This is a genomic window from Rhodoferax sp. (assembly GCF_018780565.1).
GTDB lineage: Bacteria > Pseudomonadota > Gammaproteobacteria > Burkholderiales > Burkholderiaceae_C > Rhodoferax.
This window is the reverse complement of the sequence record NZ_JADMJN010000009.1, coordinates 86,173-105,476: the sequence shown is the minus strand read 5'-3', so window position 1 is coordinate 105,476 and position 19,304 is coordinate 86,173. Positions and strand designations below refer to the sequence as shown.

The window sequence follows — 19,304 nt, the reverse complement described above, 5'->3', positions numbered from 1 at the left end:
TGCACCATATCAGACCGTGGTCTTGACTTTGGCCTGCATTTCCGCAGTGCGTTGATCCACTGCTTCGCGCAAGGCTTTGCCTGGTTTGAAATGCGGCACACGCTTTTCGGGAATAGCCACACTTTCGCCACTGCGCGGATTGCGTCCCATACGGGGCGGTCTGCGGTTGATGGAGAAACTGCCAAAACCCCGGATTTCAATCCGGTGCCCCCGCACGAGAGCGTCATTCATTGCGTCAAGAATGGCCTTGACAGCAAATTCAGCATCGCGATGGGTTAGCTGGCTAAAACGGTTGGCCAATTCTTCAACGAGGTCAGAGCGGGTCATGAGGTTCAGTATTGAGCGACAAAAAAACGACCGGTACCTGCACAGGCCACCGGTCGTTCGTTCAGATCAACAACAGACTTTAGTTGTTGTTGTCCAGCTTGGCGCGCAGCAAAGCGCCCAGGCTGGTGGTACCAGCATTTTCGCGGGCGGATTGTTGGCTCAAAGTGGACATGGCTTCGTTTTGATCGGCGGCGTCCTTGGCTTTGATGGACAACTGGATGTTGCGGGTCTTGCGATCCACATTGACCACCACAGCGGTAACTTCGTCACCTTCCTTGAGCACGTTGCGGGCATCTTCCACGCGGTCGCGGGAGATTTCGCTGGCGCGCAGGTAGCCAATGATGTCGTCGCCCAGATCGATCTCGGCGCCCTTGGCATCCACGGTCTTGACCTTGCCGGTAACAACCTGACCTTTGTCGTTGATCGACGCAAAGGTGGTGAACGGGTCGGAGTCCAACTGCTTGATACCCAGGGAGATGCGTTCGCGGTCCACGTCCACAGCCAAGACCAATGCCTCGACTTCCTGACCCTTTTTGTATTCGCGCACAGCGGTTTCGCCGGGCTCATTCCAGGACAGGTCGGACAGGTGCACCAGGCCGTCGATGCCAGCAGCCAGACCGACGAACACGCCGAAGTCGGTGATCGACTTGATCGGACCCTTGACGCGGTCGCCGCGCTTGGTGTTCTGGGCGAACTCTTGCCATGGGTTGGCCTTGCACTGCTTCATGCCCAGGGAGATGCGACGCTTGTCTTCGTCGATTTCCAGAACCATGACTTCGACTTCGTCACCCAGGGCAACGATCTTGGAAGGTGCAACGTTCTTGTTGGTCCAGTCCATTTCGGACACGTGGACCAAGCCTTCGATGCCTGGCTCGAGTTCCACAAACGCGCCGTAGTCGGCGATGTTGGTGATCTTGCCGAACATGCGGGTACCTTGGGGGTAACGGCGGTTGACGCCCATCCAGGGATCATCACCCATTTGCTTCAGACCCAGGGACACGCGGTTTTTCTCGGTGTCGAACTTGAGGATCTTGGCGGTGATTTCCTGACCAGCGGTCACCACTTCGGACGGGTGACGGACACGGCGCCATGCCATGTCGGTGATGTGCAGCAGGCCGTCGATACCGCCCAGGTCCACGAATGCACCGTATTCGGTGATGTTCTTGACCACACCGTGCACCACAGAGCCTTCTTTCAGGGTCTGCATCAGCTTGGCGCGTTCTTCGCCCATCGATGCTTCCACCACGGCGCGGCGTGACAGCACGACGTTGTTGCGCTTGCGATCGAGCTTGATGACCTTGAATTCCATGGTCTTGTTCTCGTACGGAGACAAGTCTTTGGTGGGGCGTGTATCAACCAGTGAGCCGGGCAGGAACGCGCGGATGCCATTGACCAGAACGGTCAAGCCGCCCTTGACCTTACCGCTGGTGGTGCCGGTAACGAATTCGCCGGTTTCCAGCGCTTTTTCCAGGCTCATCCAGGAAGCAAGACGCTTGGCTGTGTCGCGCGACAGGATGGTGTCGCCGTAGCCGTTTTCGATGGAGCCAATGGCCACTGACACGAAGTCGCCAACCTGGACTTCGATTTCGCCCTTGTCACTCTTGAATTCTTCGAGCGGCACGTAGGCTTCGGATTTGAGGCCAGCGTTGACAACCACAAAGCTGTGCTCGATGCGAACCACTTCAGCAGTGATAACTTCGCCCGGACGCATTTCGGTGCGTTGCAGGGACTCTTCAAACAGGGCGGCAAAAGATTCTGACATTTTTGGATGCGGCGTGAACCGCAGGTTAATTTGCGGTTTTACCCGCGGGTTAGTTTGTTGAACCACTCCAGCAGTGCGCAATGTGCTGCGCGAGAAGACTGGGGTGGACCGGTCAGTCTTTCAGATTGGACTGAAAGGCTGTTTGCCCTGCCACCAGTTCAACACCAGATCGACCGATTTTTCAACCGTCAAATCCGAGTTGTCCAGCAACCGGGCATCTTCTGCAGGCTTGAGAGGTGCGACGCTGCGGGAAGAATCCCGGGCATCGCGCGCTTCCAGATCTGCGCGAAGAGATGGGAGTGTAGCTGAAATTCCCTTTGAAATCAATTGTTTATAGCGTCTTTCCGCGCGCCGTTCGGCACTGGCGGTCAAAAACACCTTGAGTCTGGCGTCAGGAAAAATGACCGTTCCCATGTCCCGTCCGTCGGCGACCAGGCCTGGCAGTTGGCGAAAACTGTGCTGCAGGTCAATCAGGGCCAGTCGCACCTTGGGCAGTACCGACACCTTGGAGGCGTTCATTCCGGCCTCTTCGGTGCGAATGGCATCACTGACGTCGGTGCCGTCCAGCATCACCCGGTCCTGGGAAAAGCGGATGTTCAGGCGCTGAACCATGTCTGCAATGGTCTGCTCATGCAAGGCATCGAGCTGCAGGCCGGTCCGCAGGGCGGCCAGGGCGGTGATGCGGTAGAGCGAGCCGGAATCGAGGAAGTGGTAGCCCAGCTGCCTGGCCAGCACGGCCGCCAGCGTGCCTTTGCCCGATGCGGTCGGACCGTCTACGCAAATGACCGGAATGCTGTCCCTCGGGGTTTGCGCCAGTGAAAACAGCGCTTCGAAGTAGTCGGGAAAGGTCTTGGCCACGCACTTGGGGTCTTCAATGCGCACGGGAAGTCCAGCGGGGTTGAAGGCGGCGAGAGAAAAACACATCGCCATGCGGTGGTCGTCGTAGGTGTGGATACTGGCGGATTTCCAGCCGGCGGGGGAGGCGGGCGGGGTGACGCGAATGTAGTCCTTGCCTTCCTCTACCGTGGCGCCCAGCTTGCGCAATTCGATCGCCATGGCTGCCAGGCGGTCGGTTTCCTTGACTCGCCAGCTCGCAATGTTGCGCAGCGTGGTCGTGCCATCGGCATACAGGGCCATGATGGCCAGCGTCATGGCGGCATCGGGGATATGGTTGCAATCCAGATCAATGGCTTTGAGCGGCCATCCTTGGCCCGGCGCTCCGCGTGAAACTTCAAGCCAGTTGGGGCCACCGCGCACTTGTGCGCCCATCAATTGAGCCGCTTCAATGAAGCGGATGTCTCCCTGGATGGAATCAAGGCCCAGACCTTCAATTTTGATGCTATTTTGGCCGCTTCCCCTCGTCGCCAATGCACCAAGTGCTATAAAATAGCTAGCAGATGAAGCGTCCGCCTCCACATGCAGGTCACCCGGCGACTTGAACCGACTGCCGGCCGGGATCGTAAACTGGCGCCAGGCGTCGCGTCGAACCTGAATGCCAAAGCGGGCCAGCAGATTGAGCGTGATTTCAATGTACGGTCGGGAGATCAGTTCGCCCACGACTTCAATGACGATGTCTTGTTGTGCGACCAATGGCAGGGACATCAACAAGGCGGTCAGGAACTGACTGGATACATCGCCCCGCACACGAATCGGAGCGTTCATCGAAAGTCGTGGCTGTCCAATTCGCAGGGGGGGGTAGCCCTCCTGACCCAGGTAATCGATCTCACAGCCGAGTTGTCGCAAGGCATCCACCAGGTCGCCAATGGGGCGCTCGTGCATCCGGGGAACGCCGTGCAATTTAAAGTCACCCCCCATCACGGCCAGCGCAGCGGTGAGCGGGCGTATGGCTGTGCCGGCGTTGCCCATGAAAAGGTCGACCTTGTTGTTGACCAGTTTGCCGCCCAGACCATCAATCTCGACAGTGGTGCGGTTGAGACGCACGCCACAACCGAGTTGTTGCAAGGCATCCAGCATGACCCGGGTGTCGTCAGAGTCCAGCAGATCGTGCAAGATGGTCGTGCCCTCGCTCAGCGCGGACATCAACAACACACGATTGGAAATGCTTTTGGAGCCGGGAAGTACGATGGTCCCACTCGCGCTGTTGAGCGGCGGAATGTCAAGAAACGCGGTTGAAAACATTACTTCTGATTTTTGGACATGCTCCAGTTGGCACGGGTGAGGCTGGCCTGCTCAATCAGGCCTTCAAGGGCTTCGCTGTTGCCACTGTCGATCATCAGTTCCAGAGCCTGGAGATTGCGTTGAAAGATTTTTAACTGCGCAAGCAGTTCTTCGCGGTTGGAAACCATGATGTCGCGCCAGACCTTGGCGTCACTGGCTGCAATGCGGGTGAAGTCACGAAAACCGGGGCCTGCCAAAGACAAATAATCCTTGCCTTGCGGTTGGCCCGAGATCGCGTTCATCAGCGCAAATGAAATCAGGTGGGGCAGGTGGCTGACCGCTGCAAAGGCGGCGTCATGAGACTCGGGCGACATTTTGACAACGCGGCAACCGATGGCAGTCCAGACATCGACAGCCTTTTGCAGCTGATTGGTGAGCGTGCGTTCAATCGGCGTAAGGATCACTTGTCTGCCGCTGTACAGATCCGGGTCAGCATGCTCGACCCCTGATACTTCCCGACCCGCGATGGGGTGAGCTGGCACGAAGGACCCGATTTGCTCGCGCAACGCCCGTCGCCCGGCATCGATCACTTCACGCTTGGTAGATCCAACGTCCATCACCAGCATCTGGGGTGTCACCAGGTGCTTGATCGCCTTGAAGGTTGCCTCAGTAGCCGCCACGGGTACCGCAATCAGGACAATGTCAGCGCCAGACACGGCCAGCAAGGCAGAAGGCGCTTCCACGTCAATGACGCCCATCAGGCGCGCACGCTCTGTGGTGGATGGCGATTTGCTGTAGCCGACAACCCGCTTGACCAGTCCGGCACGCTTGAGCGCCAGGGCGAATGAGCCGCCCATCAGACCGCAGCCGATAAGTCCAAGTTGTTCAAACATCCTGCTTCCTTCGCGTTAGGGTCATCATTCACTCACAGGATAGGTGCCAAGCACTTTGTAGAAAGCGCAAAGTTTCTGAAGATCTTTGAGCGCGGATGCGACATTGGGTTGCGAGGGATGTCCCTGAATGTCGATGTAGAAGTAATACTCCCACTGCCCCGAACGGGCAGGGCGCGACTCAAACCGGGTCATGGAGACGCCATGGGTTTTGAGTGGCATCAGCAGGTCATGCACCGCACCGGGTTTGTTGGGTACGGACACAATCAGGCTCACACAGTCTTGCCCCGAGGCCTCGGGTGCGGGCAGGGTCTGCGGCAGGCAAACCACCGCAAACCGGGTGCGGTTGAAGGCGTCGTCCTGAATGGCATGTGAGGCCACATGCAAACCAAATTCGCTGCCTGCACGCTCGCTGGCGATGGCCGCCCAAGCCGGGTTGGTGGCCGCCAGGCGTGCACCTTCGGCATTGCTGGAAGCCGCACGCCGTTCAGCATTAGGCAGGTGTGTTGTCAGCCAATCCTGACACTGTGCAAGTGCCTGGGGGTGCGCAATAACCACCTCAATGCCCTCGAGCGAGGGGCTGAGCCGAAGCAGGTTGTGACGCACCAGAAAACTCGTTTCGCCCACGATATGCAAGGGCGAGTTCAACAGCAGATCCAGCGAGCGTGAAATCACGCCTTCAGTGGAATTTTCGACCGGAATCACACCAAACTCAGCACTGCCTGCGGCCGTGGCCCGGAATACTTCATCGAGGCTGATGCACGGAACCCGCTGAATGCTGGAGCCGAAGTACTGCAGTGCAGCCTGCTCACTGAAGGTGCCCGCCGGGCCCAGAAATGCGACCCGCTGTGCTGCCTCCAGCGCCCGGCATGCCGACATGATTTCACGCCAGATGACGGCAACATGGGAGCCTTTGAGGGGACCCGGGTTCCTGGATTGAAGCTGGCTGATTACCTGGGCCTCGCGGTCCGGCCGGAACACCGGGGAGCCGTCCACCCGTTTGATTTCTCCGACCTCGTGTGCCAGGGAAGCTCTCTGGTTCAGAAGGGTCAGCAACTCCAGATCGAGCGCATCGATTTGAATGCGCAATTCGGAAAGGGTCTTAGCCATGTGTTGGATCAAGTCGTGGAGTCGGTGTCGCCTTCACCTGTCGTGTCGTCGTCAACCGGGTTGGCGTCATTTTCGACAATACGCTGAAGACCGCTAAGCTGCGAGCCTTCGTCCAGGCCGATCAGGGTGACGCCCTGTGTGGCTCGACCAAGTTCCCGGATCTCGCTGACACGGGTGCGTACCAGCACACCCTTGTCCGTGATCAACATGATTTCATCGTCCGCATGCACCAGCGTAGCGGCAACGACTTTGCCATTTCGCTCAGACTGGGTGATGGCAATCATGCCTTTGGTGCCGCGTCCGTGACGGGTGTATTCCGTGATGCTGGTGCGTTTGCCGTAGCCGTTTTGCGTCGCCGTCAAAACACTTTGCTGTTCGTCTTCAGCCACCAGCATGGCAATCACGCTCTGGCCGTCTTCCAGCATCATGCCGCGTACACCGCGCGCCTGACGACCCATGGGTCGCACGTCGTTTTCATCAAAGCGAACGGCCTTGCCGCCGTCGCTGAACAGCATCACGTCGTGTTTGCCATCGGTGAGTGATGCGCCAATCAGGAAATCGCCTTCGTCAAGATCAACGGCAATGATGCCAGCCTTGCGCGGGTTGCTGAATTCGTCCAAAGCCGTCTTCTTGACGGTGCCCATGCTGGTTGCCATGAAGACATACTGGTCCGCAGGGAAGGTGCGCTTTTCGCCAGTAAGCGGCAACACCACAGTGATCTTTTCACCTTCGGCCAATGGGAACATGTTGACGATGGGCCGTCCGCGCGAACCACGCGAACCCTGAGGCACTTCCCATACCTTGAGCCAGTAAAGGCGGCCCCGGTTGCTGAAGCACAGGATGTAATCGTGTGTGTTGGCAATGAAAAGCTGATCAACCCAATCGTCTTCTTTGGTGGCCGTAGCCTGCTTGCCCCGACCACCGCGCTTTTGCGCCCGGTATTCACTCAGCGGTTGGCTCTTGATGTAGCCACTGTGCGACAGCGTAACCACCATGTCGGTCGGAGTGATCAGATCTTCGGTGCTGAGGTCGAACGAACTGTGCTCCACCAAACTACGACGTGCGCCCAGTTTGGTCTGACCGAATTCGGTCTTGATGACGGTGAGTTCTTCGCTGATGATGGTCGACACGCGCTCCGGTCGAGCCAGGATGTCGAGCAGGTCGTCGATCTCGGCCATCACTTCTTTGTATTCTGCAACGATCTTGTCCTGCTCCAGGCCGGTCAGGCGTTGCAGGCGCATCTGCAAAATTTCCTGGGCTTGGGTGTCGGATAGGCGGTACAGGCCGTCACTGCCCATGCCATACATTTTCTCAAGGCCGTCGGGACGGTAGTCGTCTGCGTTGACCGTTCCACCATCAGCACGGGTGCGGGTGAGCATTTCGCGTACCAGCTTGCTGTCCCAGGGACGGGTCATCAACTCGACCTTGGCAACAGGTGGCGTAGGTGCATTGCGGATGATGGCGATGAAGTCATCGATGTTCGCCAGCGCCACCGCCAGCCCTTCCAGCACATGACCGCGCTCGCGTGCCTTGCGCAGGTTAAACACTGTGCGACGGGTGACCACTTCACGCCGGTGCTGCAGAAAGACTTCAATCAGGTCCTTGAGGTTGCACAGCTTGGGCTGGCCGTTGACCAGCGCCACCATGTTCATGCCGAAGGTGTCCTGCAACTGCGTCTGCTTGTACAGGTTGTTGAGCACTACCTCGGGTACTTCGCCACGCTTGAGTTCGATCACGAGGCGCATGCCGGACTTGTCGGACTCGTCCTGGATGTGGCTGATGCCTTCGATCTTCTTCTCATGAACCAGTTCGGCCATGCGTTCCTGCAGGGTCTTTTTATTGACCTGATAGGGCAACTCGTCAACGATGATGGATTGGCGTTGACCTTTGTCGATGTCTTCGAAGTGGCACTTGGCACGCATCACCACTTTGCCACGACCTGTGCGGTAACCGTCCTTGACGCCATTGATGCCGTAAATAATGCCGGCCGTCGGGAAGTCTGGGGCCGGCACGATCTCCATCAATTCGTCAATCGATGCTTCGGGGTTGCGCAGCAGATGCAGGCAGGCATCGACCACTTCGTTCAGGTTGTGTGGCGGGATATTGGTCGCCATACCCACGGCGATACCGCCCGAACCGTTCACCAGCAAGTTAGGCAGCCGGGTCGGCATCACCAACGGCTCTTTTTCTGAACCGTCGTAATTGGGCCCGAAGTCAACCGTTTCCTTGTCCAGGTCAGCCAGCAATTCGTGAGCTATTTTTGACAGGCGGATCTCGGTGTAACGCATTGCCGCTGCGTTGTCGCCGTCTACGGAGCCGAAATTTCCCTGACCATCCACCAGCATGTGGCGCATGGAAAAATCCTGGGCCATACGAACGATGGTGTCGTAGACCGACTGGTCTCCGTGAGGGTGGTATTTACCAATGACGTCACCAACGATACGGGCAGACTTTTTGTACGGCCGGTTCCAGTCGTTGTTGAGCTCGTGCATGGCAAACAGCACACGCCGATGCACCGGCTTCAGGCCGTCTCGCGCATCGGGCAGGGCGCGGCCGACGATCACGCTCATCGCGTAGTCGAGGTAGCTCCGGCGCATTTCCTCTTCAAGACTGATGGGCAGGGTTTCTTTGGCGAACTGGGTCATGGGGAGGTCGTGAACTTGTGGCTAGGGCAGAGGCAACCCCCGATTCTAAGCGGCGGCCAATACCCCTGTTTTGTAGCTTCTCCGCAACGCTCAGATACGTTTCTTCACAGCTTTTTGACTTGAAGTGTCCTGAGCCCTGCTTGATGCCCAAGGAGGATTGCGGCTGTGGCACAATGGACTTAACGTTTTAGGTGATAGGCATTTAGAGCGTCCTGTAAATATACGCAGCGCTGCTGCGGACTTTTTCCCAAGAGGAGAACCATGAAGAAATTGAATAAAGTGGCAATGCTGATTGCTACCGCAGCACTCGCAACCGCCGCTGGCGCACAGTCGGTGGACAACTGGCGCAATGCTGATGGCACAGCCTGGAAAAACGGTACCAGCGAACTCTGCTGGCGCGATGCCAACTGGACGCCGGCAACTGCCGCTCCTGGCTGCGATGGCGCTATTGTTGCCCCTAAGGCTGCTGCTCCTGCCCCAGCTGCTGCTACTCCTAAGGCTGCTCCGGCTCCCGCTGCTGCAAAACCTGCTGCGCCTCCCCCACCTCCTGCAGCTACCAAGGTGACCTACGCCGCTGATGCATTCTTCGACTTCAACAAGTCTGTGCTCAAGCCAGAAGGTAAAGCCAAGCTGGAAGACTTGGTTGGTAAAGTCAAGGCCATCAACCTGGAAGTCATCATTGCTGTGGGTCACACTGACTCCGTCGGTAGCGATGCTTACAACCAGAAGCTGTCTGTGGCTCGTGCCGAGGCAGTCAAGGCTTTCCTGGTGTCCAAAGGCATTGAGAAAAACCGTGTTTACACAGAAGGCAAGGGCGAGAAGCAGCCCGTTGCTGATAACAAGACCAAAGAAGGTCAAGCTAAAAACCGCCGCGTCGAAATCGAAGTGGTTGGTACACGTAGCAACAAATAATTGCTGCCTGACCTGAAAGCGGATTCTTCGGAGCCGCTTGAATGAAAACCCCGCTACGGCGGGGTTTTTGCATTTTCAGGTGTCCTATCCAGACTGCAAATCAAGAATGTGCTCTGTATTTTGCAGATAATCCCCTCATGACTTCAACATTGAATGCTGACCCGGCCGAACTGGCCAAGTTTTCTGACCTCGCGCACCGTTGGTGGGACAAGGATGGTGAGTTTCGCTCACTTCATGAAATCAACCCCTTGCGGTTGGAGTGGATCAACAGCCTGTGCCCCCTGAAGGGGCTCCAGATTCTTGATGTGGGTTGCGGAGGCGGTATTCTGGCGGACGCAATGGCGCGCGAAGGCGGGCAGGTCACGGGGATCGATCTGGCATCCAAAGCTCTCCGGGTGGCGCAACTTCATGCGCTGGAGGCTGAAACCCCCAATCTGCAGTACCGCGAAATCAGTGCCGAAGCACTGGCCGAGCAGCAGGCCGGCAGTTTTGATGTGGTCACATGCATGGAAATGCTGGAGCACGTGCCAGACCCAGCTTCGGTGGTGCGTGCCTGCGCCGCATTGGTCAAGCCCGGCGGTTGGGTGTTTTTTTCTACGTTAAATCGCAGCCCCAAATCCTTCCTGTTTGCTATCGTTGGTGCCGAGTATCTGCTGAATCTGCTACCCCGCGGAACTCATGAATACGCCAAGATGATCCGCCCCAGTGAGTTGGCAAGCTACTGTCGTTCCGCCAATCTTGATTTGCGTCATACACGAGGCATGGAGCACAACCCCTTGACCCAGCGCTATTGGTTAAGCTCGGACACGAGTGTTAACTATCTTTTTGCCACCCAAAAGGCTGCTGGGGAGCGCCTGTGACGGCACATCCGGGGATGTTTGCCGACATCCATGCCGTGCTGTTCGATCTGGACGGTACCCTGATTGACAGCGCGCCAGATCTTGGCGCTGCCGCCGACAAAATGCGGGTGGACCGGGGATTGCCACCGTTGCCATTGCTTGACTATCGATCGATGGCGGGGGCCGGTGCCCGTGGGATGATTGGTGTGGCTCTGGGTCTGACCCCCGAGCACGCTGATTTTCCTGCTCTGCGGGAAGAGTTCTTCACAAATTATGAGCAATGTCTGACACAAAGGACTTATGCTTTTGAGGGGGTGCCGGAACTGCTCGACAATTTGACGGCGCAGGGTTTGCCTTGGGGGGTTGTGACCAATAAATCGGCCCGTTTTACCGATCCATTGACACGCGCGATGCCCTTGTTTATGTCGGCGCGTACCGTGGTAAGTGGTGACACCACGGCCCACGCCAAACCCCACCCGGAGCCACTGCTGGAAGCAGCCAGGCAGTTGGGTGTTGAGCCGGCACGTTGTTTGTATGTGGGAGACGACGAGCGCGACATCGTCGCCGGCCTTGCGGCCGGCATGGGAACGGTTGCTGCCACTTATGGGTATCTTGGTGAAAAAGCTGATCCGTCCCGGTGGGGCGCGCACGCCACCATTAATTTTCCTGGGGCCCTATTGCAATTGCTGGCAAAGACCTAAAATAGAACTCTTGGGGCTGCATTGGTTTCGACGTGGGTTCGGACGCGGTGTGGTGCATGTCGAGCTGAATGTGCTCGTAAAACTGATTCAAACAAACTAACTGCAAACGACGAACGTTTCGCACTCGCTGCTTAATTGCCAGTGAGCTTTACAACAGCAGGCCGATGGGCTGGGCAAGGGGTCTTTAGCGCAAGTTAAGGGCTCCCGGCTGTAAAGATAATTTCATCGGCTGGCTCCGGGCTGGGTACCTTAACCCGGGGCAAGAAAATAGGGTGCTGGCGTCCTGTGTAGCGTGTGGCTGCGCGACACAGGTGGCGAGACTCAAATCAGACCACTAAACATGTAGATCTGCCCGAACAAGGCTTGCGGACGGGGGTTCAAATCCCCCCAGCTCCACCATACCGCATGACAAAAGCCGCTAGGAATATACAACCTAGCGGCTTTTTTCTTGTGCAAATCTGGCCAAAGCCTTCAAGGCCGCTCTTGATGACTGCAGAAAAAATGCCTGGAGTTGAAACACATGCCAGCGCTGTGCATAAATTTCCAATTGACACGGGACTCCGCATTGGGACGCGTGTTCAGCCAATCTTGTGGAGTCTGACAGCAGCAGTTCGCGATCGCCTACTTGAATCAGCATGGGCGGTAATCCGCTCAGGTCGTTTTGCAATGGTTGGTGCTCCACAGCGCCTGCAGCAGCGTACCAATGAATACCCTGCTTCAGCCAACCGCGACGGATCATGGGATCGAGTTGCAGATGGGTTCTCAGGGTTGGACCTGAAAGCGTTCCATCGGTGACCGGCGACATGAGCAGAAGCGCTGCCGGCTGGCTTTCACGCATTGTGCGCAAACGCATCGCCAGCGCGATGGCCAAAGCCCCTCCCGCAGAATCACCGGCGACTACGATCTGGCTCGCGCTGTAGCCGGATTTCAGCATGTCCTGATAGCAGGCCAGCGCATCATTCAGTGCCGCAGGATATGGATGTTCGGGTGCCAGCCGGTAATTTGGCACCCAGACTTGCATGGAGGCGTAAACCGCCAATCGCGTGGTGATTGCACGATGCGTTCGCGAATTCCCCAGGCAAAACGCACCGCCATGCAGACAAAGAATGGCACCCCGATTTTTCAACAACCTGGGCGTGACGATTTCGACCGGACACCCACCGACAAGCTTCTGGGTTTTTTGCGTACCCCTTACGCCGGGCATCAAAACAGCCAGCACTTCAACCCATAGACGCTGAAACCCGATACCCAATGGCGGGCCAATCAGCGTACGGAAACTGACCCGGAGAAAACCCCGCAAAAAAGCCGCCTGAAACCGTTCCAGCAGATTGGATGGTGGGGCAATCGTTTTCGTGGATAAGGTCAATTGGGCTTCCCCACGGTTTGCGTGAATTTATAGGCACCAAGACTTGAGTACCGCGTGAGCCAGCGGTAGGTCAGGGTAAATCCAGGCCAGTTCGCGCTGCTGTGTCCATCAGCATCCACGTACCAACTCTTGCAGCCATTCCAGACGGTGTGGGCCAGGCGCTCCTGGATGCGCTGGTTGAACCTTGTGAAAGTGCTCTGGTCAACTTCAACCCGCTGGGCTTTGGCATTTTGCATGGCCTTGACAAGGCGCATCACAAGCTCCACCTGGCCCTCCAGCATGATGACGATAGAGTTGTGGCCCAAATTGGTATTGGGTCCATACAGCATGAAGAAATTGGGGAAACCCGGCAGGGTGAGGCCGAGATAGGCCTGGGCACCGTTTGCCCAGGCACGGTTGAGGTCCAGCCCCTTGAGGCCCACCATTTTCATGGGCGACAAAAACTCCGTCGCCGCAAAGCCAGTTCCATAGACAAGAACATCAGCAGGGTGTTGCTGACCGTCATCGGTTTCAATGCCGGTCTCCGTGATTCGTCGAATGCCATTGGTTATGAGGCTGACGTTGGGCCTGGCGTAGGTAGCGAGGTAATCATCCGACAAGAGAATCCTCTTGCACCCGATTTGGTATTGAGGAGTCAATTTCTCGCGAAGACCAGCATCGGGCACCTGCGCTTTGAGCATTCTGCGAAAAGGAATGCCGATGGCCAGCTTCATGAGTGACTTGACTCTCGCTATGGCCAACCCGCGGGATTCAAATTTCGCATAGATGGCAAGTCGCTTCAAGCGCATGGTCCACGGGAACGTCTGGAAGAGCGACTTTTCCCACTGCGGTATCTGTCGATCCCGGCGGGCAATCATGTAACTGGGCGATCGCTGAAATACCGTGAGGTGTTTTGCTTGTCCCGCGAGTACCGGCACAAATTGCGTTGCGGATGCGCCGGTGCCAATCACGGCAACGCGTTTTCCTTCAACGCTGAGACTCCCATCCCAACGCGCGGAATGGAAAGATGTGCCCTTGAATTCGGCTTGTCCCGGTATTTGCGGGATGACAGGTCGGCTGAGTTGTCCCGTGGCAGTGATTAAAAAGACGGTGCTGAGTTGGGTACCGTTGGTCAAGCTCAGATTCCAGCGGTTGGCCTGTTCGTCGAACTCTGCCTCTTGGACCTCCGCACCGAAGCAGATGTGGCGCATCACATCGTATTTGGCGGCGCAGTGCTGCAAGTAGGCGTGGATTTCGTCTTGCCGCGCGTAGGTGTGTGACCAGTTTGGATTGGGTTCAAATGAGAAGGAGTAGAGGTGCGAAGGCACGTCGCACGCAGCACCTGGGTAGCAGTTGTCGCGCCACACACCGCCGACATCTCGGGCTCTCTCCAAAATGACAAAGTTGTTGATGCCTTGCTTCTTGAGATGGATGGCCATTCCCAATCCGCCAAAGCCGGTACCCACGATGACAAATGTGTGGTCCGCCACTTGGCGACCAGGGTCGGATGCCTGCACTGAAAGTCTCCTTTGAATTTCTGGCCTTGTAGACAAGGCGACACGTTCTGTTTTCCGCTCGTGTTACGGTTGAATCCTTTCAATCAACAGAGGAAACAAGCATGAGTGTGCAATTGAGCAAACAGTCCATTGACTTGGGTATTGTGACCACCAACGGGGCGGCCATGCTGCCGTTTTACCGGGATGTGCTGGGTTTCAAATACCTGCGTGAGATGCCCATGCCCGGTGGCAGCGGCGTCATGCACCAAATGCTGTGCGGTGAGAGCATGATCAAACTCGTGGTGCTTGACCAGGTGCCTGCGCAAGGCGTTCCCGGTGGCATCCAGGCCGCAACCGGCTACCGCTACTGGACCATCACCGTGAGCAACCTTGCCGAGATGGTTCAGCTGTGTGCCGACAAGGGACACAAGGTCGTGATGAAAGAGCGCGAATTGCGTCCCGGTGTCAAGATCGCCATCGTGGAAGATCCGGATGGCAACTGGGTGGAGTTTCTGCAGCTGGGTTGATCTCAGGTGCGCGCCCATACGACTGACTCCTTCTGTGTAAGCCAGACGTCGTACTGGGCAGCATAGGCTTCTTCGATACGCGGGCGTTTGACCTTGAGCGTTGGTGTCACAAAACCGTTTTCCGGCGTCCAGGGCGTGATGACCACAGCAATCAAATCCAGGCGCTCATGAGGTTCCAGTCGCTCGTTCATGGTTTTCAGGTGACGTGAGAGCGATTCGGTCAGGGCTGATCGTCCTTCGGCGCTTGCGCTTCGGGTCATGGCGTCGGCCGACAGCATGACCAGCCCCATGGGTTGCACCAGGTTGGCACCGGTTACCAGGCAGGCCTCGATGTCCGAGTGCATCACGAGCAGGTCTTCGATCGGCGCTGGCGCCACGTATTTGCCTTTGCTGGTCTTGAAAATGTCTTTAACCCGACCGGTGATGCTGAGGTAGCCGTCCTGGTCAATCTTGCCTTTGTCGCCGGTACGCAGCCAGCCGTCGGCCGTCATGGTGGCGGCGGTTTGCTCCGGCTCTTTGTAATAGGCCTTCATCAACGCTGGGCAGCGCATCTGGATTTCTCCTGTTTCAGGATCAATGCGTTGCTCCACGCCTTCGTAGGGCAGGCCAACCGTGCCGGTTTTGCGCGAGCCCGGCAAGGTGGCATGCGAGACGCCGCAGTTTTCGGTCATGCCATAGACCTCTATCAAATCCAGCCCGAGGCTGCGGTACCACTGCAGCACGTCGGCTGGCATGGGTGCGGCACCTCCCGCTGCGATCTGGCATTTGTCCAGCCCGAGTCCCTTGAGGACTTTGCGCCCCACCAGGCGTCCGATAAGCGGAAGAGCCAACAGCTTCTTGAGTTTCTCGGCAGGCATCTTGGCATGCACGCCCTGCTGGAATTTGACCCACAAACGAGGGACCGAAAAAAATATGGTGGGTCGCGCGCGCTGTAGATCTTGAACAAAGGTATCCAGCGCTTCAGCAAAAAAGATCCGGCTGCCATAGCGAAGAGACGCCTGCTCCACCAGCATCCGTTCGGCCACATGGGCCAGCGGCAGGTAGGAGATGAATCGATCGGCGCTGCTCATTTGCACGCGCTTGGTGGCGCTGGAGACGCCCCATGCCATGGCATTGAAGCTGTGCACCACACCTTTGGGCTTGCCGGTGGTGCCCGAGGTGTAAATGATGGTGCAGATCGACTCTCCTTCCGGTGCGGGAGATCCCTTCATGGGCAAGTTTTGAGCGATGAGGTCGCTCCACAGTCGCCCCTCTATGGGAGGCGCCAGAGGCAAGGCAATCAAGGGCATGCCGACTGGAATGCCTGTCCTCAAATTGGAGATGTCGTCCATCTTGCCAACAAAACAGGCGCGAGCTTCGCTGTGCGCCAGGACGTAAGACAATGCTTCGCCATTGAATGTGGGGTAGATCGGGACGGACACGTAGCCCGCCATCAAAATGGCGAGGTCGGCCAGAATCCAGTGGGCGCTGTTCTTGCCGATGATGGCAACGCGGCTACCCGCTGGCCACCCCTGGGCCTGAAGCCAACTCGCCATCCGTCGAACCTGATCCGCTGCCTCGCTCCAGGTAATGTCCTGCACAGCCCCGCCACCTGTGGGCTGCGTGAGATAGACCTGATTGCCGCGCTCGCGCTCCCAGCGATAAAGACATTGCAGTGGCAGGTCGCTCGGGGATACGGAGATCGGGGCGGTCATGGTTGTTTCCTGTGAAATGTGGTGTGGCGAATCCGGATTGTTGATGGGGACCCGCTGCCTCACAATAGTGCTGACCCTAGGTGACGTTAAATTTGAAACCCGGGTGGCCGATCTCGTTCACGCGCTGCGGCGACAATCTGTTCTTTCCCAATTCCATTCAACCTGAGGATATTTCAACCCATGGCCAGTAGCTTGCTTGCGCTGATTGACGATATTGCGACCCTCTTGGACGATGTGGCGCTTCTGACCAAAGTGGCGGCCAAGAAGACGGCCGGCGTCCTGGGCGATGACCTGGCCCTGAATGCGCAACAAGTTGCTGGTGTCAACGCGGACCGCGAATTGCCGGTGGTCTGGGCCGTGTGCAAGGGCTCGTTTGTCAATAAGGCCATATTGGTTCCTGCCGCTCTTGCCATCAGTGCATTTGTTCCGTGGGCGGTGACACCACTTCTCATGGTGGGCGGGGCCTTTTTGTGCTTTGAGGGATTTGAAAAACTGGCCCACAAGTTCTTGCACAGCGGTGTCGAAGATCAGGCGCACCACGCGCAACTTGTGAAAGCGCTGGTCGATCCATCCGTCGATCTCGTTGCATTGGAGCAAGAAAAAATCAAGGGTGCCGTGCGCACGGATTTCATTTTGTCGGCGGAGATCATCGCCATCACCCTGGGGACTGTTCAGACCAACTCCCTGTCGACCCAGGTGACGGTCCTCAGTGGCATCGCCGTACTGATGACCGTGGGTGTCTATGGTCTGGTGGCCGGTATTGTCAAACTGGATGATGGTGGCCTCTACCTCAGCCGAAAATCCGGCGGCACCATGGTAGCCACGCTGCAGCGGGGCATGGGGCGAAGCATTCTTGGTGCCGCGCCTTATCTGATGAAGGGGCTTTCCATTGCCGGAACTGTGGCCATGTTTTTGGTGGGCGGTGGCATATTGACGCACGGTATCCCCATTGCGCATGCCTGGATCGAACATGTAAGCCAGGGCCAGGGACTGGCCATGCAATGGGGTATCCCCTTGATACTGGATGCCGTTGCGGGCGTTTTGGCTGGCGCGGTGGTTCTGCTGGGCGTCACATGGTTTAAACGCCTGAAGGCATCTATTTAGCAGGAAATACCTGCTCCAGCCCTCGTGGAATATGTATGGATAGCTATTGAAAATATAGCTTTCTGGTATCCGTCAGGTGTATGCTGTCGTGATAGTGCGCGTTTTCGCGTGGCCACTTGCGGGAGACCCGGATTGTGAAACTGCTGAGGCTTCCTCGTTCTAAAGTGCAGCTCGGCATTGCCTTGCCATGGAATGTGCGGGATGAGCACAGCCTGTTGCTGCTGTCCAAGGGCCATATTGTCGAAAGCGAGCAACAGCTTGAAGCATTGCTTGAGCGCGGTGCATTCGTGGACATTGAGGAGGTCAAGGCAGCGGGTACGAAGGCAACCATGGTGTCCGTTGCAGATCCTGCCAAGACCATGGGGGCTGCCGCGAACGTATTTGGCCTCTGGGATCAGACAACGGACCGTCTCGTCAAGCTCATGACGCACGTTGCACAGCAGCCCGATTTTCCAGAAAGCATCGATCAGTTCGCGTTGCACATTGTGGAACTGGTTGACCTGAATCCGGACATTGCCATTTACCGCAGTGTGCGCCAGGACAATGCCAAGAACTTCTACTATGGCTACACGCACGCGGTGTTTACGGCGGTGCTCTGCATACTGATGTCCAGGCACCTGAAATGGTCCACGGTCTACATGATGAGTCTTGTCAAGGCTGCGCTCACCATGAACATGACCATCCTGGAACTGCAGGGCCAAATGGCCGGGCAAGAGGACCCCATGAAGGAGAAGCAGCGGGCGCTTATTCAGCAGCATCCTGTGTCGGCGGTCGAGCTGCTTCAAAAAGTAGGGGTGAAAGATCCAGACTGGCTGGCTGCTGTTGCACAACACCACGAGCGCGCCGATGGCACGGGGTATCCACTCAGCTGCAAAGACATCGGCGAGATCGGCGTGGCCTTGCGCGTCGCCGATGTATTCATGGCAAAAATCAGTCCCCGCGTCTTGCGAACGGCACTGTCACCGCAAGAGGCGATCCGGCAGCTGTACCGGGAAGACAATGGTGGTCCCATTTCCACGGCCATCATCAAGGAATTGGGGATTTACCCACCCGGGGACTTTGTCAAGCTTGCCTCGGGTGAACTGGGTCTTGTGGTTCAACGAACCGCCAATGCACGGGCACCCATTGTGGCCTCTATCACCGATACTGACGGCCGCCCTGTGGCGCGGACCCTGCGGCACGACACGGCTCAACCCGGGTTTGCGATTGTGGGTAGTGCGACAGACAAGGCCATGCTGGCCCGTTTGCCGCCGGAGCGCTTGTACGGCTACTCTGCTGCACCTGCTGCTTAAAGGTTACAGATTTAAACCTCGCCGCCAAAGCGCTTGCTCAGGTTGGCGATGTATTGTTCAATCATTTTTTCGAACTCGGCCTCGACCACCGGGGCAATCACCAGCTTCATCAGGCTGGGCAGGGGAATCGTCAGTTCGCCGCTGATTTTCAGCACGATGTGCGTGGATGTTTTCTTGTCAGTGATCTTCCAGCTGCCAGACACCAGCGCGTTGCCTTCCCCCTTGATGGGCGTCCACACCACGGTGCCCTTGGCCCTGTTCGATGTGTATTTTGAGGCGTAGATCGTTTGCAGATGAATCTGGGCAATGCCAATTTTGGCCATCTCCCAGCGGTAGGCCCCGCCGCCCAGGTCGACCAGTTGTTCAACATTGGGGAAGTAACTGGCTGAAGTGGGCACGTCAGCAAGAACATCGAAAACTTCCTTGACGCTTGCCTTGACTTCAAACTCGTAGCCCAGATCGATATTGATGTTCATTGTCATGAAATGCTCCCTGCGTGCTGAGAGGCGCAATCGCCCACCGCGCAAAGTATAAAACGCATT

Annotated in this window: 14 protein-coding genes, 1 other RNA gene and 1 pseudogene; 7 read left to right on the top strand and 9 right to left on the bottom strand. The window is 57.1% G+C overall.

Annotation, left to right across the window (positions count from 1 at the left end):
* Window positions 1–9: 9 nt before the first annotated feature.
* From IV109_RS13680 to gyrA, 6 genes are all read right to left on the bottom strand, one after another.
* Complete coding sequence (locus IV109_RS13680; protein ID WP_296697353.1) at window positions 10–327, bottom strand: integration host factor subunit beta; 318 nt, start codon at window positions 325–327, stop codon at window positions 10–12.
* A 79-nt stretch (window positions 328–406) separates the two neighbouring features.
* Window positions 407–2,155 (bottom strand): 30S ribosomal protein S1, encoded by a 1,749-nt coding sequence (gene rpsA / locus IV109_RS13675; RefSeq protein WP_296697351.1) that lies wholly within the window; start codon window positions 2,153–2,155, stop codon window positions 407–409.
* Window positions 2,156–2,209: 54 nt separating this feature from the next.
* Complete coding sequence (locus IV109_RS13670; protein ID WP_296697349.1) at window positions 2,210–4,228, bottom strand: bifunctional 3-phosphoshikimate 1-carboxyvinyltransferase/cytidylate kinase; 2,019 nt, start codon at window positions 4,226–4,228, stop codon at window positions 2,210–2,212.
* Window positions 4,228–5,100 carry a prephenate dehydrogenase/arogenate dehydrogenase family protein gene (locus tag IV109_RS13665; RefSeq protein WP_296697347.1) on the bottom strand — a complete coding sequence of 291 codons (873 nt, stop codon included), beginning with the start codon at window positions 5,098–5,100 and terminating at the stop codon, window positions 4,228–4,230. The genes IV109_RS13670 and IV109_RS13665 overlap by 1 nt, the downstream gene beginning before the upstream one ends.
* A gap of 24 nt (window positions 5,101–5,124) precedes the next feature.
* On the bottom strand, window positions 5,125–6,207 hold the full coding sequence (gene pheA, locus IV109_RS13660) for a prephenate dehydratase (RefSeq protein WP_296697344.1): 1,083 nt from the start codon (window positions 6,205–6,207) through the stop codon (window positions 5,125–5,127).
* Window positions 6,208–6,215: 8 nt separating this feature from the next.
* Window positions 6,216–8,852 (bottom strand): DNA gyrase subunit A, encoded by a 2,637-nt coding sequence (gyrA, locus tag IV109_RS13655; RefSeq protein WP_296697342.1) that lies wholly within the window; start codon window positions 8,850–8,852, stop codon window positions 6,216–6,218.
* Window positions 8,853–9,113: 261 nt separating this feature from the next.
* Between gyrA and ompA the strand changes: the two genes are divergently transcribed.
* From ompA to ssrA, 4 genes are all read left to right on the top strand, one after another.
* Complete coding sequence (ompA, locus tag IV109_RS13650) at window positions 9,114–9,764, top strand: outer membrane protein OmpA (RefSeq protein WP_296697340.1); 651 nt, start codon at window positions 9,114–9,116, stop codon at window positions 9,762–9,764.
* A 137-nt stretch (window positions 9,765–9,901) separates the two neighbouring features.
* The gene (ubiG, locus tag IV109_RS13645) at window positions 9,902–10,624 is read left to right on the top strand and encodes a bifunctional 2-polyprenyl-6-hydroxyphenol methylase/3-demethylubiquinol 3-O-methyltransferase UbiG (RefSeq protein ID WP_296697337.1); all 723 of its coding nucleotides are present in this window, start codon (window positions 9,902–9,904) and stop codon (window positions 10,622–10,624) included.
* A gap of 14 nt (window positions 10,625–10,638) precedes the next feature.
* Window positions 10,639–11,304 (top strand): HAD-IA family hydrolase, encoded by a 666-nt coding sequence (locus tag IV109_RS13640; protein ID WP_296697468.1) that lies wholly within the window; start codon window positions 10,639–10,641, stop codon window positions 11,302–11,304.
* A gap of 12 nt (window positions 11,305–11,316) precedes the next feature.
* Window positions 11,317–11,703: a transfer-messenger RNA gene (gene ssrA, locus IV109_RS13635) on the top strand.
* Window positions 11,704–11,737: 34 nt separating this feature from the next.
* Here ssrA and IV109_RS13630 read toward each other — a convergent pair.
* Window positions 11,738–14,166, bottom strand: a pseudogene (locus tag IV109_RS13630) (alpha/beta hydrolase fold domain-containing protein).
* 101 nt (window positions 14,167–14,267) lie between these two features.
* Between IV109_RS13630 and IV109_RS13625 the strand changes: the two are divergent.
* Complete coding sequence (locus IV109_RS13625; protein WP_296697335.1) at window positions 14,268–14,672, top strand: VOC family protein; 405 nt, start codon at window positions 14,268–14,270, stop codon at window positions 14,670–14,672.
* 2 nt (window positions 14,673–14,674) lie between these two features.
* On the opposite strand, the gene IV109_RS13620 is transcribed toward IV109_RS13625, so the two are convergent.
* Complete coding sequence (locus IV109_RS13620) at window positions 14,675–16,366, bottom strand: AMP-binding protein (protein ID WP_296697331.1); 1,692 nt, start codon at window positions 16,364–16,366, stop codon at window positions 14,675–14,677.
* A 180-nt stretch (window positions 16,367–16,546) separates the two neighbouring features.
* Between IV109_RS13620 and IV109_RS13615 the strand changes: the two genes are divergently transcribed.
* Together IV109_RS13615 and IV109_RS13610 are read left to right on the top strand one after the other, a co-directional pair.
* Window positions 16,547–17,470 (top strand): DUF808 domain-containing protein, encoded by a 924-nt coding sequence (locus IV109_RS13615; protein WP_296697329.1) that lies wholly within the window; start codon window positions 16,547–16,549, stop codon window positions 17,468–17,470.
* Window positions 17,471–17,604: 134 nt separating this feature from the next.
* Entirely contained in the window at window positions 17,605–18,762 is a 1,158-nt protein-coding gene (locus IV109_RS13610; protein WP_296697327.1) for an HD domain-containing phosphohydrolase, read from the top strand.
* Between the two features lie 11 nt (window positions 18,763–18,773).
* Here IV109_RS13610 and IV109_RS13605 read toward each other — a convergent pair whose 3' ends face one another.
* Window positions 18,774–19,244 (bottom strand): SRPBCC family protein, encoded by a 471-nt coding sequence (locus tag IV109_RS13605; protein WP_296697325.1) that lies wholly within the window; start codon window positions 19,242–19,244, stop codon window positions 18,774–18,776.
* Between the last annotated feature and the right edge of the window lie 60 nt (window positions 19,245–19,304).